This window comes from Streptosporangium sp. NPDC002544 (assembly GCF_040295965.1).
In the GTDB taxonomy this organism is placed as follows: domain Bacteria; phylum Actinomycetota; class Actinomycetes; order Streptosporangiales; family Streptosporangiaceae; genus Streptosporangium.
In genome coordinates this window covers 13,835-37,053 of sequence record NZ_JBEOWJ010000037.1, presented here as the reverse complement: position 1 = coordinate 37,053, position 23,219 = coordinate 13,835, and the positions used below count along the sequence as shown (strand labels likewise).

The window sequence follows — 23,219 nt, the reverse complement described above, 5'->3', positions numbered from 1 at the left end:
AACAGGCGGCGTGTGGTCGCCGGCCGCCGGATCCTCGACATTTCACCACCTGGTCGCCCCTTGCCTGTGACCGGCTCAACTGTGGGGGATGACGGGAATGATCAGCCGCGAGGGATGAGCGAGGTCGTGGAAGACTTGCTGCGTCGCTACCACCGGTATTGTCGAATCGTTGAAGGAATTCGCACCCATATTGTTGTTGGGCAGGAAGAGCGGAAAGTTGCTCGACGAAACCTGCAGACGAATGGAATGGCCGGGCTGGAAGAAGTAGCTGGTCGGCGACAGCTCGATGGTCAATCTTTGTACAGAACCCGGTTCAACCAGACCTGGCTGATCCTCGCGAAATCTCAGCCGCGTGACTCCGTCGCAGACGTTGGTCGACGAACCATCGGTGCTAACGTCGGTCATCTTTGCCGTGAAATCCGTGTCAACCGCGGATGTCGAGGCAAACAATTCGACCGCGACCGGGCCTGTCACCTCGACACCATCAACGAATGGTGCGCTGGTGAATACCAGGACATCCCCTCGTGACTCGACCTCCGCCTGGTCGACGATGCCCGGGGTTGAGACGATGCCGAGAAACGTGCCGCCCGCGGAAGGGACCGGATCTGCGGGGTCATATTGGAACGTGTCGGGGACGACATCCGTCGAGGGGCTGTCGACGAGGCGCCCACCCCCGCGCACGGAGTTCGCCGGGGCCTCGGATGTCAGGTAGAGATTGGTCCAGTTGGTTCGCGCGAGGGGCCACTCCCACTCATCCCGCCAGATGTTGGCGCGCTGAATGTAGATACTGATCGGCGCCTCGGATTCGACGCCGTTCGACTCTCCCTTGAGATAGCGGTCGAACCACCGCGTCGTCAGGTCCACCTCGGGCGAGTACGACATCTCCCCGATGGCGAGCGTGTCGTGCACTCCCGCGAGAGGAGGCACCCACTCACCGACGGGTGCAGCAGACCCCATGTGCGTGAACGGCGAGATCACAATGCGCTGAGGTGCAGAACTGTTCTTCCGTGCGGTCACAAAGTTCCGCAGCGCTCCCCGGATGAACAAGTCGTGCCAGCCGATTGTATGGAGACCCGGCACATCCAGCGTCCTCGTCGCGTCCTCGTAGTCGACCAGGGTCCAGAACGGGTCCGACGGGTCATCGTGGGCCGCCCATCGAGTCAGCCATGGCAGGTGTTCCCCGAGCAGCGCCGCTGTCTCAGCGGGGCGGCCGGCCAAGTCGATGAACGCAGTTGCTTGCGCAGCCATGGCGTTCGCCATCGCAACGAACACCTCCATTCGCCGGTCATCGTCGCCGTCTGAAAAGCTCATGAGTTCGGCTACGAGGTCAGCGGAGCCTGGATTTGTCAATTCGAGGAGGGCTGGATCGCTGACTGCTCGGCCGGTCCTCTTCAGCTGATCTGGAAGGATCTGGTTGGCCGCCCAGCCCAAGAGGACATCCGGCTGGACGATCCCTCGCCCGTAATAGCCGAAGCCGTCGAATACGCGCCCCGTCGACCCTGCGAAGATTGCCTTCACCGCAGGGTGGTGGTTCGCGGCCGCGAGCCACGTGGTCATGCCCAGCGCGGAGGTACCGGTCAATCCGACGGCGCCGTTCGACCAGGGCTGCGCGATGAGCCATTCGATCGTGTCCCACGCATCCGCACGATCGTTCTCCGCGAGGGCGAAGATGCCGTCTGAGTCGTGAGAGCCACGGACGTCCTGTATAAGGATCGCGTATCCGGCCTTCGCCGTTGTGAAGCCGAGCTCGTCCAAGGGGGTGAGGCCGCCGCGCGCGCCGTAGGGTGTGCGCATGATGAGCGCAGGCCGAGGCTCGACATCCGCGGGATAGAAGATCAGACTGGCCAATTCGACGCCGTCCCGCATGGGCACACGCAGATACTGCCTCACGACGTCGTCCTGCGTCGTCTCCTCAACGACGCGCGCAGGCCGACCCGAGGGACCGACGACGTCAACATTCGGGTTGAGATCGGTCATGATGTTCTCCTCTTCGTCGAAGACTTGCGTTCTCCTGTGCGGCCGAGTCTGGCGCCGAAAGAACCGGGAGAATACCGACGAAAGGAGGTAGGCCGTCTTGAGCATGCTGACTCCAACAGTGGACGCCGCGTACGCTGAGACGCTCCGCGGCCGGGGCGCCCTGCGAGCTTGACGTCGTTCCCGGCGCCCCACATGCATTCGAGCAGCTCGCCGACGAATTGCCCTTCTCACATTCCTACCTACTCCGCATCGTCGGCTCGCTCGGCCCGCACCCTGATACATAGGGCGGTCCAGCTCACTGTTCTGGGGTCAGGCATCCGTCGATGACGAAGTCTGCGCCTGCGACGCGGCTAGGGCCTGTACGGACTTCGGATCTTCAAACGGGTTGAAGGCTTCGGATCCACAAGATGGCCTCGCGTAGATGAAGGCCGGCGAGGTAGCTCTCGGGGGTCTTGTCAAAGCGGAAGGCCGGCCCGCGCCATTCTTTGATCCGGTTGATGCAGCGTTCGGCCGTGTTGCGCTGCTTGTAGAGATCTGGATCATGGCTGACCCGACTCGCCACCGATCTCGGCCTGGCCGCCTGATGCGAATCGGCCAACAGAGTCTCGAAGGCGCGGGAGTCATCCCGGTCCGTGAGACGGGCACGCGTCGATGGACCGAGAGCAGGGAGGAGGGGTTTCACGCCCTGCGGCACCATTTCGCGAGCGTTCTCCTGGCGGATGGCGTCGATATCCGCGGCCTCGCCGAGTTCCTCGGCCACGAGGACCCCGGGTTCACACTGCGGACCTACGCGCACTTCATGCCGTCGGGGGAGGAGCGGATGCGAAAGGCCGTCGAGCGTGCCCTCGGCGGAGGGACGGCCAACGGCCTTTCACAAGAGACCTGAGTGCCCTGTATGTGCCCTGGCGGTTCAACCGTCAGCGTTTACGCAGGTCACAGCCTTAACCGATCAGACGTCGTAGTAGAGCTCGAACTCGTGCGGGTGGGGGCGCAGGCGGATCGGGTCGATCTCGTTCTCCCGCTTGTAGGAGATCCAGGTCTCGATCAGGTCCGGCGTGAACACGCCGCCCTCCAGCAGGTACTCGTGGTCGGCCTCCAGGGCCGCGAGCACGTCCGTCAGCGAGCCGGGGACCTGCGGGATGTTACGGGCCTCCTCGGGGGGAAGCTCGTAGAGGTCCTTGTCGACCGGCTCGACCGGCTCGATCTTGTTGCGGATGCCGTCGATGCCGGCCATGAGCTGGGCGGCGAAGGCGAAGTACGGGTTGCACGACGGGTCCGGGACACGGAACTCGATGCGCTTGGCCTTCGGGTTGGAACCCGTGATCGGGATGCGGATGCACGCCGAGCGGTTGCGCTGGGAGTAGACCAGGTTGACCGGGGCCTCGTAGCCGGGCACCAGGCGGTGGTAGGAGTTCACCGTCGGGTTGGTGAAGGCCAGCAGCGACGGGGCGTGCTTGAGCAGGCCGCCGATGTAGTAGCGGGCGGTGTCGGACAGGCCCGCGTAGCCGACCTCGTCGTAGAAGAGCGGCGCGCCGTCCTTCCAGAGCGACTGGTGGCAGTGCATGCCGGAGCCGTTGTCACCGAAGATCGGTTTGGGCATGAAGGTGACCGTGTGGCCGTGCTCCAGGGCCGTGCTCTTGACGATGTACTTGTACAGCATCAGGGTGTCGGCGGCCTTGAGCAGCGTGTTGAACCGGAAGTCGATCTCCGCCTGGCCGGCCGTGCCCACCTCGTGGTGCTGCATCTCGACGTCGATGCCCGCGTCGATGAGGCGGCGCACCATCTCCGAGCGCAGGTCGGTGAAGTGGTCCATCGGCGGGACCGGGAAGTAGCCGCCCTTGAAGCGCGGCTTGTAACCGAGGTTGCCGCCGTCCTGGGCCTTGCCGCTGTTCCAGGCGCCCTCGATCGAGTCGATGTAGTAGTAACTCGCGTGCGCGTTGGTCTCGAACCGCACGTCGTCGAAGATGTAGAACTCGGCCTCGGGGCCGAAGTAGACCGTGTCGGCGATGCCGGTGCCCTTCAGGTACTCCTCCGCCTTGCGGGCGACGTTGCGCGGGTCGCGGCTGTAGGCCTCGCCCGTCAGCGGGTCGTGTACGAAGAAGTTGATGTTGAGCGTCTTGTGCTGCCGGAACGGGTCGAGCACGGCCGTGGACGGGTCGGGCAGCAGCAGCATGTCCGACTCGTGGATGGCCTGGAAACCGCGGATCGACGAGCCGTCGAACATGAGACCGTCGGTGAAGACGCCGGCTCCGAAGTTCTCCGAAGGGAACGTGAAGTGGTGCGTCGTCCCCGGCAGGTCGGTGAACCTGACATCGACGAACTGCACCCCTTCGTCCTTGATGAACTTCAGGACGTCGTCGGCGGAGTTGAACACGCGAACCTCCCATGGGGCACGGGCTATCAGAGCGAAAGTATGCCTGCGCCGTTACCGCCCCGTGTCTCGTTTGTTTCACTCGTGTTAAGCGAAAGTCGCCTTCACGCTAGTTCTCGGACCCCGCCTGGACGGGTATACCGAGCCTTCCTTTGCCCGGTTTTGCCGGATTTTCACGTGTTGGACTTCAGCGGGCTGCAGTCCTTTGTCGTCTCCTCCTCGATCGAGTAGGGATCCACGGCCGGGGCGCCGGCCTTCAGCTTCCGGTCAGGAGGCGAGTCCGGATAGAACGGGTGCACGAAGGCGTCGTCGATGTCGCACCGCGCCGGGGCGACTCCTCCGCCGTTCCAGCCGCTGACCCAGAAGCGCAGCCGGCCGCCCTCCCGCCACACGTCCAGCCTGCCGATGTTGTGCGCGACGAGCCTGGTCAGGGTGTCCGGCTGGCCCGGCCGCTGGATCGCGTACACGAACAGGTAGTTGACCTTGATCCGGACGCCGCCGAGCCCGTTCTCCTTGAAGGTCGTCAGCCGGGTCTTGCCGTGGACCTTGAAGGTCTCGCTGACCAGTTCGGCGCTCTTCGGAGCCAGGCTGGTCACCCACCTCCGGCTTCCGTACCCGCCCTTCCTGCCGGGACGCTTGAGGCCCTTGACGAACGGCGCGCGCTGCTCGGGGTCCAGCAACCGGATCAGCGCGTTCGGCCTGCCGCCCAGCAGCACCTTCCGGTCCAGGTTCGAGGCCGTCAGGAGTTTTCTCGCGTGCCGCAGGGCTGCGGACACCTCCTTGCGGCTCAGTCCGCCGAGCGCCCGAGGCTCCGGCATGACCAGTCCCTTGGCGCCGTTGGCGTACTTCTGGGCGGGTGAGTCGTCGAAGGGGGAGACCTTCACCGGCTTCACCGGCGCCTTCTCGGTGGCCTCGGTCGTCGGGCCCGCGAGCGGCCCGGCGTCGGAGCCCGCGAACCCCGCGAAGACCGAGGCGCGGATCCGCGCGACGGCGTCGGGCCGGTAGACGACGAATCCCCCGGCCGCCGCCACCAGGACGGCCACCGCGACCGCGGCCCACCGCCGCCTGCGGCGACGCCTGAGGCGGGGCTGCCGTGCCCACTCCTGTTCGGCGATCTTGGTCATCCGCTTGCGTTCCCGCACGCTGATCTGAGCCGTGAGCGTCTTGAACCGCTCGTCGATGTCGTCGTTGTCAGGCACGGGGGCTCCGGGGGGAATGTGCTTGTTGAGATGCCGACACATATGATCTACGGCTTTCGCCCTGTCTTGCCAGCCAGTCCGGGCGAGTACGGGGGCGGTACCCAGGGCGGCTACCGTTGGGGCATGAGCAGCAAGCAGCCGCGTTGGACCCAGACCTGGCTCGGTGGCGTCAGGTCGGCCGGAGTCGACCTCGGGTATCCGGGGGAGCGGCTCGGGCTGCCCGCGGAGGGCAGCGGCTCGGTGGCCGGATTCGGCCGCAGGCTCGGCGCCATCGTGGTCGACTGGCTGATCTGCACCTGGGCCATCACCCAGGGGCTCCTGCGGATCGACCCCACTCATTCGGCCTGGGTCCCGATCCTGGTCCTGGCCGCCGAATACCTCCTGCTGGTGGGCACCATGGGGATGACCTTCGGGATGCGCCTGTTCGGCATCAGGGTCGCCGCGCTCGGCGGCGGCCGCCCCGGGTTCGTCTCCGTGCTGGTACGGACCGTCCTGCTCTGCCTGGCCCTGCCCGCCCTCATCTGGGACCGCGACCAGCGGGGCCTGCACGACCGTGCGGCGAACACCGTGGTCGTACGCCTCTGAGGCGTTCCCACGCCCGCAGCCGATTCCTTTTCCCTCCGGCGGCCGTCATAACGGTGGGCGCCCGCGCCGGGCGGGCCGCGGTATGGGAGGAACGTCGTTGTGATCAAGGAAGAGGCGGGCCCGGAGGAGAGCGCGGTCCTGGCCGCCGCGCTGGCGGGTGACGAGCCGGCGTTCGGCACACTCGTCGAGAGGTACCGGCGGGAGCTGCGGGTGCACTGCTACCGGATGCTCGGCTCCTTCGAGGAGTCGGAGGACCTGGTGCAGGAGACGTTCCTGCGCGCCTGGCGCAAGCGGGAGAGCTTCCAGGGGCGCTCTACCTTCAGGGCCTGGCTCTACCGGATCGCGACCAACGCCTGCCTGGACTTCCTCGACCGCCACCCGCGCCGCCCACGCCCGCGTGAAGCGCCGGTGCTGGCCACTCCAGGCGTGTCCGCACCGTCGCCGACCGAGGTCTTCTGGTTGCGTCCGTACCCGGACCGGCTCCTGGAGCCGCCCGCCCCCGCCGGCGCCGAGCCGGACGCCGAGGTGGTCGCCAAGGAGACGATCGAGCTGGCGTTCCTGGTCGCCATCCAGCACCTGCCTCCCCGGCAGCGGGTGGTGCTGATCCTGCGCGACGTGCTCGGCTGGTCGGCGCAGGAGGCCGCCGCGCTGCTGGAGGTGAGCGTCGCGGCGGTGAAGAGCGCCCTGCAGCGGGCCCGGTCGACGATGCGGGAGCACCTGCCCGCACAGCGCCTGGAGTGGGCGCCCTCCTCGGATCCGACCGAGGAGGAACGCGCGGCGCTGCGACGCTACATGGACGCCGTCGAGCAGGCGGATCCCGAGGTCCTGGCCGGGGTGCTGCGCGCGGACGCCTGGCAGGCGATGCCGCCGGCCCCGATCTGGATCCTGGGCGGGGAGGCGATCGTCGAGGCGTGGCGCCCGGCGATGATCGGCCCCGAGGCGTGGGGTGACTGGCGCGTCCTGCCCACCCGTGCCAACCGGCAACCCGCCGCGGCGGCCTACCTCAGGCGTCCGGGCGAGTCCGAGTACCAGGGCTCGTGGCTCGGCGTCCTGCGGGTCGAGGGCGGGCTGGTGACCCAGATCACCACCTTCGGCGCCGAGGTCTTCCCGGCGTTCGGCCTCCCCTCGACGCTGTGACGGGCACCGGCGAGGACCCGCCCCTCTCCTTGTTGGCCGGGCGGTTCGGGCCGTCGTTCCGGGTACGGACGGTCGTCGTCGAGCCCGGCGGCTCGCTGGACCGGGCCGAAGCCGAATGGCGGGACGCGATCGTCCTGCTTGAGCGCGGACGGATCGAGCTCGTCTGCTCCGACGGTGATCGCCTGGTCTTCCGGCGCGGCGACGTGCTGTGGCTGGACGGGCTGCCGGTGCGAGCCCTGCACAATCCGGGACGGGAACCCGCCGTCCTGCTCGCGATCTCCCGCAGGCCCGGGCGCCGCTGAGTCCCGGGCTCAGCGGGACAGGGGCCGGACTTCCGAGAACCACCCCCCGGAGCGATTCTTTTTGCCGCCTCCGGCCGTCGTAACGGTCACACACTGGATCACGGAAGGGAAGATCATGAGCGATATGCAGAAGCTGGTCCAGGAGGCGGCCGACAGGCTCGTGGAGTCCGGGACCGAGCGGGGCCTGCAGGTCGCCGTGTACCGGCACGGCGACCTGGTGGTCGACGTCGTCGCGGGTGTCGCCGACCCGGCCACCGGGCGTCCCGTCACGCCGGACACGCCGTTCTACAGCGCCTCGACCGGCAAGGGCGTCACCTCGACCGTGGTGCACGTGCTCGTGGAGCGGGGCGTTCTCGGCTACGACACGCCGATCGTCGAGCTGTGGCCTGAGTTCGGCGCCCATGGCAAGGAACGTGCGACGGTGCGGCACGCCCTGACCCACTCGACGGGCGTGCCCGGCGTGCCCGCCGGGACCACGCCCGAGGACCTGTGCGACTGGGACGGGATGTGCGCGGCGATCGCCGATGCCAAGCCCTGGTGGGAGCCGGGCACCAAGACCGGCTACCACCCCCAGTCGTTCGGTTACCTCATCGGGGAGATCGTCCGCCGGAGCACCGGCAGGCCGATCTCGCAGGTCCTGCGGGAGGAGGTCGCCGGGCCGCTCGGGGTGGCCGGTGAGCTGTTCTTCGGCGTCCCGGAATCCGAGCTGGGCAGGCTGGCCCGGCTGGAGGACGCGCCGAGCGACTTCGAGTTCGAGATGTCCGCGGAGATGTTCGCCGACATACCGTTCTTCAGGGTGGTGGACGGCTACACGGCGGCGCCGATGGCAGCGATGCCGGATGCCGGTTTCGGCAACCGCGCCGATGTGCTGACCTCCGACATCCCGGCGGGCGGCACCATGTCCGCCCGTGCCGTGGCCCGCATGTACGCCGCTCTGCTGGGCGAGGTGGACGGCGTCAGGCTCGTCTCGCCGGAACGGCTGCGAGAGATCACCAAGGTGGCGATGACCGGGGTGGACGAGGTCACCGGCACTCCGGCCACCAGATCCCTCGGGTACGCCATCGGCGCCACCGAACTGCTCGACGCCCCCACCCTGTTCGGGATGGCGGGCAGCGGTGGCTCGGCCGCCTACGCCGACACGGCCACCGGGATCGCGATCGCCATGACCAAGAACCTGGTCTCCGGCGGTGACTTCGGCACCTTCGATGAGATCGGCCGGATCGTCATGAACGCCGGCCGCTAGGCCCGCGTTCCCGGCCGGTCCGGGACGACCGCCCGCGCATTGGATCTCACCTGGCAGCCGACCTGTGACGATCTCCGGCGTGCGGGAAAGGAGGCCGGGGTGCCATCCGTGTCGCGGGCACACGGGTGCCGCCCCGGCCGCCGGGTGCGCGGCTACCGGGCGCAGGTGAAGATCGCGGTGCCGGGCAGGTGGCGGCCGCGCAGCGGGCTCCAGCCGCCCCACTCGCGGTCGTGGCCCGGCGGCCACTCGGGCTCGGTCAGGTGCCGCAGCACCAGCCCGGAGGCGGTGATGAGGTGGACCCAGTCGGCCATCGTGCGATGGTGCTCGACGTAGGACGGACGCCCGTCCTCGCCGATCTCCACGTACGCGGAGCGGTCGAAGTAGGAGCGGTCGGAGGTCAGCCCGGCGGGGCCGGGGTCGTCGGGGAAGGCCCAGCGGACGGGGTGGCTCACCGAGAAGACCAGGCGGCCCCCGGGGCGAAGCACCCGGCGGACCTCGGCGAGGACGGCTCCGGCGTCGGCCACGAACGGCAGCGCGCCGTAGGCCGAGCAGGCCAGGTCGAACGCCCCGTCGGCGAAGGGCAGGACCTCGGCGTCCGCCTGGACCACGGGGAGCGCGGCGCCCGCGTCCAGGTCGATCCGGCGTGAATGCTGAAGCTGGCGGAAGGACAGGTCGAAGGCGGCGACCCTGGCGCCCTGGCCGGCCAGCCAGCGCCCGCACTGCCCGGCACCGCAGCCGATCTCCAGCACGTCCTTGCCCGCGACATCGCCCAGCAGGCGGGCGTCGGCCTCGTCCAGCCCCTCGGGACACCAGACGAACCCGGAGTCGCGCAGGAACTCCCCGTGCTCGGCCTGGTACTCGTCGGCGGCGCCGTCCCACCAGCCGCGGTTGGCCCGGGAGGTGGCCGCGGCGTCCACCCGGTGGCGGCCCACCCCGGCGGAGCCCATCAGCGCATCTTCGGGCGGGGCATCTTCGCGCCGCGCGGCAGCGGGCCCTTGGGCATCGGCAGCGTCTGCGGCAGGGCCTTCAGCCGGTTGTTGATCTCGTACAGGGCGGGCTTCTTGAGGTTGCGGGGCAGCTTCATCAGGTGCCGCTGCAGCTTGGCCAGCGGGATCTGCCCCTCGCCGTCACCGGACTGGATGTCGTAGACGGGCACGTCCAGCGCGACTCGCTGGACGCGCTTCTTCTCGGCGACCAGCATCTTCTGCACCCGGCTGCCCGGCCCCTCCGAGACCAGGATGATGCCCGGGTAGCCGACCACGCGGTGCACGATGTCCTGGTCGCGGGTGACCGCGACGGCCGGGGTGACCTCCCAGTTGCCGCGCATGCCCTGCAGGATCGCGGCGGCGGCGCCGACCTGCCCGTGCAGCATGGAGTACTGCGCCTTCTGGGCGAGCTGGCCGAACACCACCAGTCCGACGGTCAGGGCCAGCAGGATCCCGATGAAGAGCAGGTACCAGAACCAGCCCGTGACCAGGCCGATCACCACGAACAGCGCGAGCGTGCCCAGCGCCGAGGCGTAGACGATCGGCATCCCCTTGGGGTTGGCCTCCTTGATGATCTTCGAGATCATACGGAGTTGCTTGATGCGCCCCGGGCGCTCTGAGTCTTCGGGCTTCTTGGCCATGTTCTGAAGGATACAAATCCATGGCTCAAGAAGTGAAAACGTGACCTGCCCGGCCCCGGTTCCGGCACCGGGGCCGAAGGCCGCGGAGTGCCGGAAAGGCCGGTACCGCCGGGAGAGACGATCCTGCCGACTTTTACCTGGACTACCCGGTCACGGTCTTCCCGGTGAGGGTGACGGAGTCGTAGGACCAGTCGGTTTGACGCGCTCCCCGGGCTGAAGCCCGGGGATTCCGCCTGTGCCGCACATGCTCATGCGGCACAGGCGTATGAATGTTCGGCGACTGCGAGACGACCTGGGCCCCGCCCACTTCACCGGCGAACCCACCGGCGTGGACGGCACGGAGAACCCCGCGCCGTCCCGGTCTCCTACGCCTGGCGGGTCGAGCGGCGACCGGCGGCTCGGTAGGTCCGGCGGCGACACCGTTAAAAGGCGGGCACCTCCGGCGCCGCAACTGGAGGAACCCCGCTCGCGAGCGGGGTTCCTCCGGTTTCCACAGCCTGTGAGGCCGGGCCGCTCAGGCGTGCTGGCGGGCCTCGACCGCCTGCTTGTACAGGCGGCCCGCCCGGTAGGAGGAGCGAACCAGCGGCCCTGACAGGACCCCGGCGAAACCGATGGCCTCCGCCTCCTTGCCCAGCTCCACGAACTCCTCCGGCTTCACCCAGCGGTCGACGGGGTGGTGGCGCGGGGTGGGCCGCAGGTACTGGGTCACGGTGAGCAGGTCGCACCCGGCCTCGTGCAGGTCGCGCATGGCCTGGACGACCTCCTCGCGATCCTCGCCCATGCCGAGGATCAGGTTGGACTTGGTCACCAGGCCGGCCTGGCGGGCCTTGGTGATCACTTCCAGGGAGCGCTCGTAACGGAAGGCGGGCCGGATGCGCTTGAAGATCCGCGGCACGGTCTCGACGTTGTGCGCGAACACCTCGGGCCTGGCGGAGAAGACCTCCTCCAGCTGGGCCTGGTCGCCGTTGAAGTCGGGCACCAGCAGCTCGACGCCGCAGCCGGGCAGCAGCGCGTGGATCTGCCGCGCGGTCTCCGCGTACAGCCACGCGCCGCCGTCGGGCAGGTCGTCGCGGGCGACACCGGTCACGGTCGCGTAGTTGAGGCCCATCTGCCGCACCGAGTCGGCCACGCGGCGCGGCTCGTCGGTGTCGTACGCCTTGGGCTTGCCGGTGTCGATCTGGCAGAAGTCACACCGCCGGGTGCACTGGTCGCCGCCGATGAGGAAGGTGGCCTCGCGGTCCTCCCAGCACTCGGAGATGTTGGGGCATCCGGCCTCCTGACAGACCGTGTGCAGCCCTTCGCGTTTGACCAGCGCCCGCAGCTCGGTGTGGTTCGGGCCCGTCCTGAACCTGGTCTTGATCCATTCGGGCTTCTTCTCGATGGGGGTCTCGGCGTTGCGGACCTCCAGGCGGAGGAGCTTGCGCCCTTCGGGTGCGACGGTCATGCGAGCTCCTTCGTCGGTCGAGGGACCGAGGTGTTACACGTCGAGGTGGGGTAAATGTCATCACGCTCGCTCACCTGTCCAGCTTATGTCCCGCCGCGAGCCGCGAGGCCCCGGGGTTCAGCGCCGGAACAGGTCCTCCTCGGGTAACTCGAAGGCCCGCGCGCCGAGCGCCTCCGCCAGGTGCTTCTCGGCGTACGGCAGGACCTCGTCGACCACGATCCGCCTGCCGGTCTCGGCGGACAGCGAGGAGACCCCGGCGTCGCTGATGCCGCACGGGACGATCCGGTTGTACCAGCTCGGGTCGTTGGAGCAGTTGAGCGCGAACCCGTGCATCGTGACGCCGCTCGAGACCCGGATGCCGATGGCCCCGACCTTCCTGTCCGGCAGGCCGTGCGAGGGGTCTCCGGCCACCCAGACGCCGCCACGCCCCTGGACTCGGCCCGCCTGCACCCCGAAGTCGGCGCAGACGGCCACCAGGGTCTCCTCCAGGAGCCTCACGTAGGCGTTCACGTCGAGCGGGCCGCCGAGCCTGACGATCGGGTAGCCGACCAGCTGGCCGGGACCGTGCCAGGTGATCCGGCCGCCCCGGTCGACCTCGACGACGGGAGTGCCGTCGGAGGGCCGCTCGTGCGGCGCGGTTCGTTTTCCCGCCGTGTAGACCGGCGCGTGCTCGAGCATCAGGCAGGTGTCGGGAATCTCCTCGGCCACGCGGCGTGCGTGGATGCGCCGCTGAAGATCCCAGGCCTGCTCATAGGGGAAGTCAACGCCAAGACGGACGATTGCCAGGTCACTCACGTCTCAAGAGTAGTTGACCCGTTCGTGGTCACGACGTGAGAAGCCGAGGCTCGATGCGGAACTCCTTGGCCCCGCCGGCCCCGTCGTGCTCGACCTTGTAGGCGTAGGCGCCCGGCTGCACGCTGACGGCCTGGATGAACTCGGTGCCCACGTAGTGCAGCGCCACGCCCTCGTCCGCCGCGTAGCCCCCCGGCAACTCGCCCGAGGCCACCGCCTCGTGCAGCAGCGCGCGGCGCTGCGGGTCGGAGTCGTAGTGGACGCCGCACGAGTGGGGCAGCAGGCCCAGGCCGTCGGACCACACCCGCAGCGCCGGGCCGAAGGAGTCGGTGTTGCCGCCCACGTGCCAGCAGAGCGCCCCGGCGCTCTGGCCGCTCAGCACCACGCCGGCCCGCCACGCCTCCTCGAAGATCTCGTCCAGGCCGTGCAGCCGCCACAGGGCCGCCAGGTTGGCCACGCTGCCGCCGCTGACGTAGATGACGTCCTGGCCGAGCACCCACTCGCGCGGATCCTCGACGTTGGGCATCGGGAACACGGTCAGGTGGCTGACCTCGACGTCCCACTCGCGGAAGGCGCCGTACATCTTCAGCAGCCAGTCGGCGTCGTCGCCGGTGGCGGTGGCGAGCAGGCCCAGCTTCGGCCGGTCCTGGCCGGTCAGGTCGAGGGCGTACCGCAGCAGCGCGCTCGCCTCTATGAACCCGTAGCGCTCGGACGGGCGGAACGAACCGCCTCCGATGGCAACGATGTGAGACTGCCCAGAACTACGCATACATGACCTCTTCGACGGCTTCGGCGGAAACAGGGACCCTAGAGTACGGCGGCCAGCGCCTCACTGAGGCGCGTATGCCGGAACGTGTAACCAGACTCCAGAAGGCGCCGGGGCAGCACCCGCTGCCCGGTCAGCACCCCCTCCTCCGCGAACCCCCCGATGGCCGTGCGCAGCGCGAATCCGGGTACGGCGAGCGGCATGGTGGGCCGGTGCAGGGCCTTCCCGAGCGTCCTGGTGAACTCCGCGTTGGTGACCGGCTGCGGCGCGGTGAGGTTGACCGGGCCCGAGATCTCCGGGTCGTCCAGGATGTGCAGTACGGCGTGCACCCAGTCGTCGATCGATATCCAGGACCAGTACTGCTCTCCCGAGCCCAGGGGCGCTCCCAGCCCCAGCTTGAAGATCGGCAGGATCTTCGCCAGCATGCCGCCCGCGCCGCTCAGCACCAGGCCGGTACGGAGCCGGGCCACCCGGATGCCCGCCTCCTCGGCGGGTACCGTCTCGGCCTCCCAGGGCACCACCACCTCCTGCGAGAGGAATCCCTCGCCCGGTGGGGCCGTCTCGTCCACCTCGCGGTCCCCGGTGTCCCCGTAGTAGCCGATCGCGGACGCCGACAGCAGCGTCGGGGGCCTGTCCGGCAGCTCCGTCAGCGCTTTCACCAGCGTCCTGGTCCCCTCGACCCGGCTGCGGACCAGTTCGCGCTTGACGTCGTCGTTCCAGCGCCGGTCGCCGATCCCCGCCCCGGCGAGATGGACCACGGCCCGCGCGCCCTGCAGGGCCGCCGGGTCGATGAGCCCTTTGCCCGGGTTCCAGAACGCCTCGTCGACGCCCTGCGGCGCCCGCCGTACCAACCTGACCACCCGGGTGTCGTCGGCCCGCAGAGCCTTGACCAGAGCCGATCCAAGCAGGCCAGAGGACCCGGTCACGATGATCGCCATGTTGTCCAATCTAGTCGACCTCCCCTGCGATCTTCGGGAGGCCGGGGTCACCGGATGCGTCGGGAGCGAAAGACGGGTGCCGGCGTGCCGCTGAGAGAAAGACGCACGGAGAGGAGCACGTGGACTGGGCACTGCGCGGCGGCAAGGGAGACTTCGGGGGGCACCTTTGATGGAGCCGACTGGGGCGCTCTCGCTCGTCGCCGCCGTCCTCGCCATGAGACTCTCTCCCGCGGCTCGGTAGCGGCGGCTGGAAACGGCCGTCAACAGCCTGTCTGCCGCCGGCCGGACGCCGGATCTCCGGCGTATCCCGCTCATAAACGGACCGGGCCGGTCCGCGGAGAGCGGACCGGCCCGGGGAGGCGGAACGGTGACTAGGCGTTGAGGCCCAGCTGGTTCTCGAAACGGCCCTCCTCCAGGCGACGCTTGATCGTCGTCAGGAAGCGGGCGGCGTCGGCGCCGTCGACCAGGCGGTGGTCGTAGCTGAGCGCGAGGTAGACCATCGAGCGGACGGCGATGACCTCGCCCTCGGCGGTGTCCAGGACGACCGGGCGCTTGACGACCGCGCCGGTGCCCAGCATGCCGACCTGCGGCTGGTTGAGTATCGGCGTGTCGAACAGCGCGCCCCGGCTGCCGGTGTTGGTCAGCGTGAACGTGCCGCCGCCGAGCTCGTCCGGGCTCACCTTGTTGGTGCGGGTGCGCTCGGCCAGATCGGCGATCTTACGGGCCAGCCCGGCGATGTTGAGGTCGCCCGCGTCCTTGATCACCGGGACGATCAGGCCGCGCTCGGTGTCCGTCGCGAAGGCCAGGTGCTCGGCGTCGAAGTAGGTGACCTCGTTGGTCTCGCTGTTGATCGTGGCGTTCAGCTTCGGGTGCTGCTTGAGCGCCTCGATCGTGGCGAGGGCGAAGAACGGCATGAAGGAGAGCTTGACGCCCTCACGCCGCTGGAACTCGGCCTTCGCGCGGTCGCGCAGCTGCGCGATCTTGGTGACGTCGACCTCGACCACGGTGGTGAGCTGGGCCGAGACCTGCAGCGACTCGACCATGCGCTTGGCGATGGTCTGGCGCAGCCGCGACATCTTCTCGGTACGCCCGCGCAGCGTGGTGTCCACCGCGACCGGCTCGGGAGCCTGCGCGGGGGCGGCCGCCGGAGCCGGGGCGGCGGCCTGCGGGGCCGGGGCCTGGGCCGCCGCGGCCCGCTCGCGCTGGTCGCGGGCCGCTTCCAGCACGTCCTGCTTGCGGATGCGACCGCCGACGCCGGTGCCGTTCAGCGAGTCGAGGTCGACGCCGTGCTCGCTGGCGAGCTTGCGCACCAGCGGGGTGACGTACGGGCTCTCACCGGCGGGCTCGGCGGCCGGTGCTGTCGCGATCGGGGACGGCGGCGCGGCCGGGGAGGTCTGGACGGCCTGGAGGGCCGGTGCCGGTGCCGGGGCTGGCGCGGGAACGGGGGCCTGCGCCGGGGCGGGGGCCTGCGGGGCGGGCTGCGGGATCGAGGAGACCGGCTGTGCCTGCTGCTGGGGGACCGGCTCGGGCTCGGGCTCCGGCTCGGGGGCCGCCTCCTGCGCCGGGGCGGCGCCCTCGGTGCCGTTCTCGTCGATGACGGCGAGCTCGGCGCCGACCTCGACTGTCTCGTCCTCGGCCACCACGATCTTCGTGAGGATGCCCGCGGCCGGAGACGGGATCTCGGTGTCGACCTTGTCGGTGGAGACTTCGAGAAGCGGCTCGTCGGCCTCGACGCGCTCGCCCTCCTTCTTCAGCCAACGGGTGACGGTGCCCTCCGTGACGCTCTCACCGAGCTGGGGCATCTGTACGGACTTCGGCATTGGTGTCTTCTCTCGCGTTCCGAGTGAGGGCTTACGTTAGTTGTGGACGTGGAGCGGCTTGCCGGCCAGCGCCAGCATCGCCTCGCCGACGGCCTCGGACTGGGTCGGGTGGGCATGGATGAGCTGGGCGACCTCGGAGGGCAGGGCCTCCCAGTTGTAGATCAGCTGCCCCTCGGTCACGAGCTCGCCGATGCGACGGCCGACCATGTGCACGCCGAGCACCGGGCCGTTCTTCGCCGAGATGATCTTGACAGCGCCCTGCGTCTGCAGGATCTGGCTCTTGGGGTTGCCCGCGAGGTCGTAGGTGAACTCGACGATCTCGTGGCCGCGCTCCCTGGCCTGGGCGGAGGTGATGCCCACCGAGGCGACCTCGGGATCGGAGTAGGTGATCCGCGGCACGCCGTCGTAGTCGATCGGCACGGGGTTCAGCCCCGCGATGTGCTCGGCCACCAGGATGCCCTCGGCGAAGCCCGCGTGGGCGAGCTGCAGGGTCGGGATGAGGTCGCCGACCGCGTACACGCCGGGCACGCTGGTCTGGCAGAACTCGTTCACGGTGACGGTGCCGCGCTCGATGGCGACACCCGCCTCCTCGAAGCCCATGCCCGCGGAGACCGCGCCGCGGCCGACCGCGACGAGCAGCAGCTCGGCGTCCAGGGTCTTGCCGTTGGCCAGGCTGACGACCACGCCGGTGTCGGTGGTCTTGACGCCCTCGAAGAAGACGCCCAGCTCCTGCTTGATGCCGCGGCGGCGGAAGGAACGCTCGAGCAGCTTGGAGCTCGACTCCTCCTCCAGCGGCAGCAGGTGCGGCAGGGCCTCGACGATCGTCACCTCGGCGCCGAAGGAGCGCCAGACGCTGGCGAACTCCACGCCGATGACGCCGCCGCCCAGGACGACCACGGAGGTGGGCACCCGGTCGAGCTTGAGCGCGTGCTCGCTGGTGATGACACGCTCGCCGTCGATCTCCAGGCCGGGAAGGGACCTGGGCGCGGAGCCGGTCGCCAGCACGATGTTGCGGCCCTCGTAGATCTCGGAGCCCACGGCCACCCGGTTCGGGCCCGCGAGACGGCCCTCACCCTCGATGATCGTGATGCCCTTGCTCTTGAGAAGGCCCTGCACGCCCTTCCAGGCGCGATTGACGATCTTGTCCTTGAACGCGTGGACCGCGGGCACGTCGATGCCCTCGAAACGGGCCTTGACGCCGTAGGTCGCGCTTTCCCGCGTCTCGTCGGCGACCTCCGCGGAGTGCAGAAGCGCCTTGGTGGGAATGCACCCCCGGTGCAGGCAGGTGCCGCCGATCTTGTCTCTCTCGATCAGCGCGACCGTCTTGCCCAGTTCGGCCGCCCGCAGAGCGCAGGCATACCCGCCGCTACCGCCCCCCAGGACGACGATGTCGTAGGGGCCGCTGCCATCAGCCACAGGAAAGCTCCTTGTCGGATTGGAATACCGTGTTCACGGTCGCGCCCCTTCCGTGCCCTGGCCGGCCGCGCGGATCCTCGATCGCATCCACGCCGCCGGCTGACTCGGCTCGGCGCCCAGTCGGTGCCCGCCCTTGGCCCGGCACCGACAACCGCATCTTTTCATCTGTCTGCGTTGCTTGTGACCCGCATGCGCGGCTACGCCGACGCCTGGGCGGCCCCGGTCGCGTAGCGCTCGGCCAGGCCGACGAGCGTCCGGGTGACCGCCCCGGTACCGCCCTTCGGCGTGTAGCCGTGCGGCTCTCCCTTGTTGAAGGCGGGACCGGCCATGTCAATGTGTGCCCAACGGACACCGTCCGGCACGAATTCCCGCAGGAAGATCGCCGCCGTGAGCATCCCGCCGAAACGCTCGGGGTGCAGGTTGGCGATGTCGGCCACGGGCGAGTCGAGCCCCTTGCGGAGCTCGTCGGGCAGGGGCATGGGCCACGCGGCCTCGCCCTGCGCGCCCGCCGTCGCGACGATCTCGGCCCGGAGGTCGTCGTCGTTGGCCATGACGCCCGCCGTCCGCCAGCCCAGCGCGACGATCTGCGCGCCGGTGAGCGTGGCGACGTCGACGATCACGTCGGGGTCGTCCTGACCGGCGCGGGCGATGCCGTCGATCAGGACCAGGCGGCCCTCGGCGTCGGTGTCGAGCACCTCGACCGTCTTGCCCGCGAAGCTGGTGAACACGTCGGAGGGACGCTGCGCGGTGCCGCTCGGCATGTTCTCGGCCAGGCAGAGGTAGCCGACCGCGTTGACCTTCAGGCCCAGCCTCGCGATCGCGAGCATCGCGCCGAGGACGGCGCCCGCGCCGCCCATGTCCGACTTCATCCAGTCCATCGCGGCCGACGGCTTGAGCGACAGGCCGCCCGAGTCGAAGGTGATGCCCTTGCCGACGTAGGCGAGCTTCTTTTCGGCCTCGGGGTGGCTGTAGGCGAGGCGTACCAGGCGGGGCGGGTTCGCCGATCCCTGGCCGACGGCGACGATGCCGCCGTAGCCGCCCTCCTTGAGCGCCTTCTCGTCCAGGACCTCGACCGACAGGCCGGCCTCGCCGCCCACCTGCTCGGCGATCTCGGCGAAGCGCGCGGGCCACAGGTCGGAAGGCGGGGTGTTGACCAGGTCGCGGACGAGCGAGACCGACTCGGCCAGCGTGCCGGCGCGCCCGACCGCGGCCTCGGCGCCCTCGGCGTCGGTCAGCACGGCCAGCTCGGCCACCGGGGCGCTCGGCTCGTCGGCGGTCCGGTACCTGGTGAAGGAGTACGCGCCGAGCAGGCCGCCCAGGGCGACGGCGCCGGCGTGCTCGGCGCTCGTGGTGGGCAGGGCCAGCGCCACCCGGCCGGTGCCGGCCAGGGCGCGGACCGCGGTGCCCGCGGCACGGCGCAGGGACTCGGCGTCGTAGCCGTTCTCGGGGACGTCGCCCAGGCCGACGACGACCAGCAGGGGTGCGGTCAGCGCGCCGAAAGTGGGGATCTTGGAGATCTCGCCGGGCTTCCCCTTGGCGCCCACACTGCCGAGCGTGGCGGTGAGCCTGCCGCCGAGAGCCTGATCGAGGCCGTCGGCCCCGGGAGCGGGGAGCAGGCCGTCCGGTCCGGTATGGACGCCGACGACCAGTGCGTCGGTATCGAACGAGACAGCATTGTCAGTTGGGGTCAGCCGCACAGTGGTCACACAAGCCGATGCTAGTCGGGCTTGCGCAGTACTCATAAACGAGGGTTCGTCCTACGAATCGCGTCGTTCGATGGTGCTATCGGGAGTGGCACCATCGAGAGGGATGGTGCTAATGTCGCTAGCACTATGTTGCTCACCCTGGATATGAACGATCCTCGGCCACTGCACGAGCAGGTCGCCGAGGCGATCAGACGTGCCGTCGCCGAGGGGTCCTACGCCCGGGGAGACCGGCTCCCGCCGGCGCGCGATCTTGCCGCCGCGCTGGGCATCAACGCCAACACGGTGCTGCGTGCCCTGCGGGATCTGCGTGACGAGGGGGTGCTGGAGTTCCGCCGCGGCCGCGGCGTGAGCGTGCTCAGCCGCCCCAACCCGCGCAGTGTCATCGAGGAGAAGCTGCGCTCCCTGCTCGCCGAGGCGGTCCAGTACGGCTACCGGCACGACGACGTCATCGAGCTCATCAGGGAACTGTCATGACCGGGTCTGGACCCGGTCCTTTGAAGGAGTGATCGATGTGGGCCTGCGAGCCCGTTTCCTTTCCACGGCCGCAGCCTGGTTCGCGCTGGTGGCCGCCACCCTGGTCGTCGCGCCGCTGATGCTCCGGGAGCGGATGCCCGACCCCGTCGCCATGCACTGGGGCCCGTCCGGTGCCCCCGACCGCTCGATGTCGTTCACCGCCTCGCTGCTGTTCGAGGTGGGCATGTGGGTGCTGATCGGGGGCGGGGCCTGCGTGGCCGCGCTCGTCAACGCCACGACGCTCAGGCGCAGGGCGAGCCGCATGGCGCTCGGCGCCCTGCTGGGCGGCACAGGCCTGTTCTTCCTGGGGCTGCAGGCGGTCACGCTGGCGGCCAACCTCGACGCTCCCGACTGGCGGCAGGCCGGTCACCTGGGGTGGACCGCGCTGCTCGCGGTCGCAGGGCTGGTGCTCGGCGGCTGGCTCGGTGGTCTCGCCGCCCGTCCGGGACCCGACGACCAGCCGGAGCGGGCCGCGGCCACCTCCCGGAGGTTCCCGCTCCGCCCTGGCCAGCGCGCTGTGTGGGTCTCCTCCGTGCGCAGCGGACTGCTCGCCGCGATCGGCGGCTCCGTCCTGGCGGTGGGGACGGGGCTCGCGGTCGTCGCCCTGGTCGGCGGCGACGGGATGCTCTGGACCCCCGCGGTGATCACGTTTCTCGCCGGCCTGGTGGCCGTGACCTTCAGTTCGGTGCGGGTGCAGATCACCGAGGAGGGCGTCGTGCTCTTCTACGGGCCGCTCCGCCTGCCCCGCAAGCGCATCCCGATCGCGAAAGTGGAGCGGGCCTGGTCGGAGGAACTGTTCCCGTCCAATGTCGGAGGGTGGGGCATCCGGGGCCTGCCGGGGGCTGTGACGGTCATGCTCCGTGGCGGGGAGTGCCTTGTGGTGGGCTACGTCTCCGGCGGTCGCCTCGCCGTCTCGATCGACGACGCCGAGAATGGCGCCGCCTTGCTGAACACCCTCGTGGCCAGGGCGTCCACCGGTCCCGGAGCCCGTTGATCTCCACCTTCGCGGCCCTTGTCCCCCGAAGACCGAGCATTGGAAGTTGGTCTCATGCCCCGCCGATCCACTGATCTGTGGTTGTTTCTGCTCGTCGCGTTCGGCCTGTCCTGGCTGTTCGCCCTTCCTCTCTGGCTGATGGGCGCGCAGATCGGTGCGCCCGTGTTCACGGCGATCGGGGTGGCGATGATGTTCACCCCGACGCTGGGCGTCCTCGCCGTCCGGCTTTGGGGCAGGCGGCTTGGGGAACCCGCCACCACCTGGCGTGAGTGGGCCGGGCGGACCGGCCTGTGGATGGGGGAGCGTCGCGGGCGCACGCTCGCGCTCGTCGCGCTGGCCTGGTTCGGGACCCCTCTGCTGGTAGTCGTCGCGATCGCGCTCAGCGCCACCCTCGGCCTGCTCTCCGTCGACCTGTGGGGGCTCAGCCTGTTCCGCGAGAACCTGGCGGCGGCCTCTCCGGGCCGATCGCTCCCGGTGGAGCCAGGAGTCCTGGCGGCCGTGCAGGTCGTGTCGATCCTCCTGGTCGCTCCGCTGATCAACTCGATCGCGGCATTCGGAGAGGAGTGGGGGTGGCGGGGCTGGCTGCTGCCCCGTCTGATGACGCTCGGCACCTGGCGGGCGCTCCTGGTCTCCGGGCTGATCTGGGGAGTCTGGCATTTCCCGCTCACCCTGCGCGGATACAACTACCCCGAGCTGGGTGCGTGGGCGGCACCGATGTTCATCGTGTTCTGCGTGGTCTTCGGGGCGCTGCTCGGCTGGCTCCGTCTCTACTCCGGGAGTGTCTGGCCCGCGGTCGTCGGGCACGGCTCCCTGAACGCCTCCGCGGGCCTGACCCTGCTCGTCGGTAACGCGGCCGATCCGCCCAACCTGGCCGTCGCGGGGATCACCGGGCTGGTCGGCTCGGCGCTGCTGGCCGCGGTCTTCGCGCTGGTGATCAAACGCTGGCCGATCGAGCCACAGCCCCAGGCCGCCGACTGAGATCTGAGGAGAGGAATGCTCCCGGTGCCCTCACCGATGAGTCTCCGCTGTCAGGTCCGCCCGATTCACCGAATCCGGCTGCTCTGGTCAAACCCGCCGGGTCCGCCGGATCAGGCAGGTCCGCAGGATCTGGCACGGCCGGACGAGGCCGGAAGGTCAGCTCACGAGTACCGTGCTCACCAGCAGTGCCGTGACGGTGGTGATCTCGACCAGGGCTCCCAGCACGTCCCCGGTGATGCCGCCGAGCCGGCGCACCGCTCTGCGCCGCACCACCCAGGCCGCCAGCAACCCGAGGAGTACGGCCGCCGGGAGCCCCCAGGAGGCGGAGAGGCTCCCCAGCCCGGGAACAAGGTCGCTGAGGCCGGCCAGTGCGGTTCCCCCGGAGCCGGAGAGCGAGTCGATCCCCGAGGTGAGCCCGTGGTCGTCCTGATAAGGGCCGAGGAGCGGAGAAGAGGGCGACCGGAGGTCGAAGGCGCCGGCGTCACGCGGGAAGAGCAGCGCGGCCGATCCCGCGAGCACCAGCACGGTCATGCCCACCGCGACGCTCCGTCGCACGGTGCCCGCGACCATCGCGCCGAGCCCGTCGGGCCGGGCCGGGGGGACACCCGCTCGGCAGGCCCAGGTGAGGGCCAGCCGCCCGGCCGCGCAGGCGGTGACCAGGACGATCGGGCCCAGCCCCGCGTAGGTGAGTTCCGACAGGGCCGCCACCTGGAGTAGCAGGGTGCAGACCAGGGTCACCACCCCGAACGGGCCGATGTCGGACCGTTTCATGATCTCCAGTGCCCGTTCGGCGGGTTTCCCGCTGCCCAGCCCGTCGGCGAGATCGGCAAGCCCGTCCAGGTGCAGCCCCCGGGTGAGCAGTGCGAGGACCGCCACGGCCAGCACCGATGCCGGAAGCGGCGTCATACCCAGCCAGAGCGCCATCGCCAGCACCAGCCCCGCGACGGCCCCGAGCGCCGCCCCCACCAGCGGGGCCATCGCCATCGCGACACCCCCCGCCCGGCGGTCGACCACCCCGGGCCGGACCGGGAACACACTCAGCGTGCCGATCGCGAGACGCACCCCGTCGGCGAACGTCGACGACCTGTCGGGAGGCGGGGGCGCGGGCATGACCGCAGATCATAGCCCTCCTCCTCCCGGATGCCCGGGGCGCTCCCAGGCGGTGAGGGCCAGGCGGAGTGGGAGGCGGTGGTGTTCTTCGATCCGGACCCTTGGAGTTCTCTCATGGAACGCGGGCTCAGGGGGAGAAGCGGCGGTGGTGTTCTTCGATCCGGATCCTCGGGGTTCTCTCATGGAACGCGGGCTCAGGGGGAGGAGCGGCGGTGGTGTTCTTCGATCCGGATCCTCGGGGTTCTCTCATGGAACGCGGGCTCAGGGGGAGGAGCGGCGGTGGTGTTCTTCGATCCGGATC

Annotated in this window: 22 protein-coding genes and 1 pseudogene; 9 read left to right on the top strand and 14 right to left on the bottom strand. The window is 69.7% G+C overall.

What is annotated here, in order from left to right; genetic code table 11:
• Positions 1-75: 75 nt before the first annotated feature.
• Positions 76-2,082: a CocE/NonD family hydrolase gene (locus tag ABT061_RS39615; RefSeq protein WP_350927898.1), complete on the bottom strand. Its 2,007-nt coding sequence runs from the start codon at positions 2,080-2,082 to the stop codon at positions 76-78.
• A gap of 271 nt (positions 2,083-2,353) precedes the next feature.
• Positions 2,354-2,560, bottom strand: a pseudogene (locus ABT061_RS39610) (transposase family protein); the annotation flags it as partial.
• 102 nt (positions 2,561-2,662) lie between these two features.
• Between ABT061_RS39610 and ABT061_RS48465 the strand changes: the two are divergent.
• Positions 2,663-2,863 (top strand): tyrosine-type recombinase/integrase, encoded by a 201-nt coding sequence (locus ABT061_RS48465; protein ID WP_502991579.1) that lies wholly within the window; start codon positions 2,663-2,665, stop codon positions 2,861-2,863.
• A gap of 63 nt (positions 2,864-2,926) precedes the next feature.
• Here the strand turns inward: ABT061_RS48465 and glnA are convergent, their stop codons facing one another.
• Together glnA and ABT061_RS39595 are read right to left on the bottom strand one after the other, a co-directional pair.
• On the bottom strand, positions 2,927-4,351 hold the full coding sequence (gene glnA / locus ABT061_RS39600; protein ID WP_350927894.1) for a type I glutamate--ammonia ligase: 1,425 nt from the start codon (positions 4,349-4,351) through the stop codon (positions 2,927-2,929).
• Between the two features lie 170 nt (positions 4,352-4,521).
• Positions 4,522-5,547 carry a hypothetical protein gene (locus ABT061_RS39595; protein ID WP_350927892.1) on the bottom strand — a complete coding sequence of 342 codons (1,026 nt, stop codon included), beginning with the start codon at positions 5,545-5,547 and terminating at the stop codon, positions 4,522-4,524.
• Positions 5,548-5,670: 123 nt separating this feature from the next.
• Between ABT061_RS39595 and ABT061_RS39590 the strand changes: the two genes are divergently transcribed.
• From ABT061_RS39590 to ABT061_RS39575, 4 genes are all read left to right on the top strand, one after another.
• Positions 5,671-6,132 carry an RDD family protein gene (locus ABT061_RS39590; protein ID WP_350927890.1) on the top strand — a complete coding sequence of 154 codons (462 nt, stop codon included), beginning with the start codon at positions 5,671-5,673 and terminating at the stop codon, positions 6,130-6,132.
• 99 nt (positions 6,133-6,231) lie between these two features.
• On the top strand, positions 6,232-7,269 hold the full coding sequence (locus ABT061_RS39585; protein ID WP_350927888.1) for an RNA polymerase subunit sigma-70: 1,038 nt from the start codon (positions 6,232-6,234) through the stop codon (positions 7,267-7,269).
• Positions 7,266-7,571, top strand: a complete 306-nt coding sequence (locus ABT061_RS39580) for a cupin domain-containing protein (protein ID WP_350927886.1) — start codon at positions 7,266-7,268, stop codon at positions 7,569-7,571. Before ABT061_RS39585 ends, ABT061_RS39580 begins: the two co-directional genes overlap by 4 nt.
• A gap of 115 nt (positions 7,572-7,686) precedes the next feature.
• Entirely contained in the window at positions 7,687-8,814 is a 1,128-nt protein-coding gene (locus ABT061_RS39575) for a serine hydrolase domain-containing protein (protein WP_350927884.1), read from the top strand.
• A 152-nt stretch (positions 8,815-8,966) separates the two neighbouring features.
• Here ABT061_RS39575 and ABT061_RS39570 read toward each other — a convergent pair whose 3' ends face one another.
• From ABT061_RS39570 to ABT061_RS39530, 9 genes are all read right to left on the bottom strand, one after another.
• Positions 8,967-9,761, bottom strand: coding sequence for a class I SAM-dependent methyltransferase (locus tag ABT061_RS39570; RefSeq protein WP_350927882.1), 795 nt, complete (start codon positions 9,759-9,761; stop codon positions 8,967-8,969).
• On the bottom strand, positions 9,761-10,441 hold the full coding sequence (locus tag ABT061_RS39565) for a DUF4191 domain-containing protein (RefSeq protein WP_350927880.1): 681 nt from the start codon (positions 10,439-10,441) through the stop codon (positions 9,761-9,763). Before ABT061_RS39565 ends, ABT061_RS39570 begins: the two co-directional genes overlap by 1 nt.
• Before the next feature lie 514 nt (positions 10,442-10,955).
• Positions 10,956-11,885, bottom strand: coding sequence for a lipoyl synthase (gene lipA / locus ABT061_RS39560; protein ID WP_350927878.1), 930 nt, complete (start codon positions 11,883-11,885; stop codon positions 10,956-10,958).
• A 117-nt stretch (positions 11,886-12,002) separates the two neighbouring features.
• On the bottom strand, positions 12,003-12,680 hold the full coding sequence (gene lipB / locus ABT061_RS39555; protein WP_350927876.1) for a lipoyl(octanoyl) transferase LipB: 678 nt from the start codon (positions 12,678-12,680) through the stop codon (positions 12,003-12,005).
• A gap of 28 nt (positions 12,681-12,708) precedes the next feature.
• The gene (locus ABT061_RS39550) at positions 12,709-13,446 is read right to left on the bottom strand and encodes a Type 1 glutamine amidotransferase-like domain-containing protein (RefSeq protein WP_350927873.1); all 738 of its coding nucleotides are present in this window, start codon (positions 13,444-13,446) and stop codon (positions 12,709-12,711) included.
• Positions 13,447-13,484: 38 nt separating this feature from the next.
• Positions 13,485-14,381, bottom strand: coding sequence for a TIGR01777 family oxidoreductase (locus tag ABT061_RS39545; protein WP_350927871.1), 897 nt, complete (start codon positions 14,379-14,381; stop codon positions 13,485-13,487).
• Between the two features lie 371 nt (positions 14,382-14,752).
• Positions 14,753-16,201, bottom strand: a complete 1,449-nt coding sequence (gene sucB, locus ABT061_RS39540; protein WP_350927869.1) for a 2-oxoglutarate dehydrogenase, E2 component, dihydrolipoamide succinyltransferase — start codon at positions 16,199-16,201, stop codon at positions 14,753-14,755.
• Between the two features lie 36 nt (positions 16,202-16,237).
• On the bottom strand, positions 16,238-17,617 hold the full coding sequence (lpdA, locus tag ABT061_RS39535) for a dihydrolipoyl dehydrogenase (protein WP_350927867.1): 1,380 nt from the start codon (positions 17,615-17,617) through the stop codon (positions 16,238-16,240).
• A 197-nt stretch (positions 17,618-17,814) separates the two neighbouring features.
• Complete coding sequence (locus ABT061_RS39530; protein WP_502991575.1) at positions 17,815-19,323, bottom strand: leucyl aminopeptidase; 1,509 nt, start codon at positions 19,321-19,323, stop codon at positions 17,815-17,817.
• 126 nt (positions 19,324-19,449) lie between these two features.
• On the opposite strand from ABT061_RS39530, the gene ABT061_RS39525 reads away from it, so the two are divergent.
• From ABT061_RS39525 to ABT061_RS39515, 3 genes are read left to right on the top strand one after another with little or no spacing between them, the layout of a single operon-like run.
• Positions 19,450-19,797, top strand: a complete 348-nt coding sequence (locus ABT061_RS39525) for a GntR family transcriptional regulator (RefSeq protein WP_350927863.1) — start codon at positions 19,450-19,452, stop codon at positions 19,795-19,797.
• Positions 19,798-19,834: 37 nt separating this feature from the next.
• Entirely contained in the window at positions 19,835-20,830 is a 996-nt protein-coding gene (locus ABT061_RS39520; RefSeq protein WP_350927861.1) for an SdpI family protein, read from the top strand.
• A gap of 54 nt (positions 20,831-20,884) precedes the next feature.
• Positions 20,885-21,808, top strand: a complete 924-nt coding sequence (locus tag ABT061_RS39515) for a CPBP family intramembrane glutamic endopeptidase (RefSeq protein ID WP_350927859.1) — start codon at positions 20,885-20,887, stop codon at positions 21,806-21,808.
• A 156-nt stretch (positions 21,809-21,964) separates the two neighbouring features.
• Here ABT061_RS39515 and ABT061_RS39510 read toward each other — a convergent pair whose 3' ends face one another.
• Positions 21,965-22,918, bottom strand: coding sequence for an adenosylcobinamide-GDP ribazoletransferase (locus tag ABT061_RS39510; protein WP_350927857.1), 954 nt, complete (start codon positions 22,916-22,918; stop codon positions 21,965-21,967).
• Positions 22,919-22,999: 81 nt separating this feature from the next.
• On the opposite strand from ABT061_RS39510, the gene ABT061_RS39505 reads away from it, so the two are divergent.
• On the top strand, positions 23,000-23,219 hold a 220-nt coding region (locus tag ABT061_RS39505; RefSeq protein WP_350927855.1), incomplete at its 3' end, for a hypothetical protein.

Coding starts and splice junctions, on each gene's coding strand:
- ABT061_RS39565 (WP_350927880.1), bottom strand. CDS start 10,441: ATGGCCAAGAAGCCCGAAGACTCAGAGCGCCCGGGGCGCATCAAGCAA.
- ABT061_RS39545 (WP_350927871.1), bottom strand. CDS start 14,381: ATGGCGATCATCGTGACCGGGTCCTCTGGCCTGCTTGGATCGGCTCTG.
- lipA (WP_350927878.1), bottom strand. CDS start 11,885: ATGACCGTCGCACCCGAAGGGCGCAAGCTCCTCCGCCTGGAGGTCCGC.
- ABT061_RS39575 (WP_350927884.1), top strand. CDS start 7,687: ATGAGCGATATGCAGAAGCTGGTCCAGGAGGCGGCCGACAGGCTCGTG.
- ABT061_RS39525 (WP_350927863.1), top strand. CDS start 19,450: ATGTTGCTCACCCTGGATATGAACGATCCTCGGCCACTGCACGAGCAG.
- ABT061_RS39570 (WP_350927882.1), bottom strand. CDS start 9,761: ATGGGCTCCGCCGGGGTGGGCCGCCACCGGGTGGACGCCGCGGCCACC.
- ABT061_RS39515 (WP_350927859.1), top strand. CDS start 20,885: ATGCCCCGCCGATCCACTGATCTGTGGTTGTTTCTGCTCGTCGCGTTC.
- sucB (WP_350927869.1), bottom strand. CDS start 16,201: ATGCCGAAGTCCGTACAGATGCCCCAGCTCGGTGAGAGCGTCACGGAG.
- ABT061_RS39550 (WP_350927873.1), bottom strand. CDS start 13,446: ATGCGTAGTTCTGGGCAGTCTCACATCGTTGCCATCGGAGGCGGTTCG.
- ABT061_RS39615 (WP_350927898.1), bottom strand. CDS start 2,082: ATGCTCAAGACGGCCTACCTCCTTTCGTCGGTATTCTCCCGGTTCTTT.
- ABT061_RS39510 (WP_350927857.1), bottom strand. CDS start 22,918: ATGCCCGCGCCCCCGCCTCCCGACAGGTCGTCGACGTTCGCCGACGGG.
- ABT061_RS39590 (WP_350927890.1), top strand. CDS start 5,671: ATGAGCAGCAAGCAGCCGCGTTGGACCCAGACCTGGCTCGGTGGCGTC.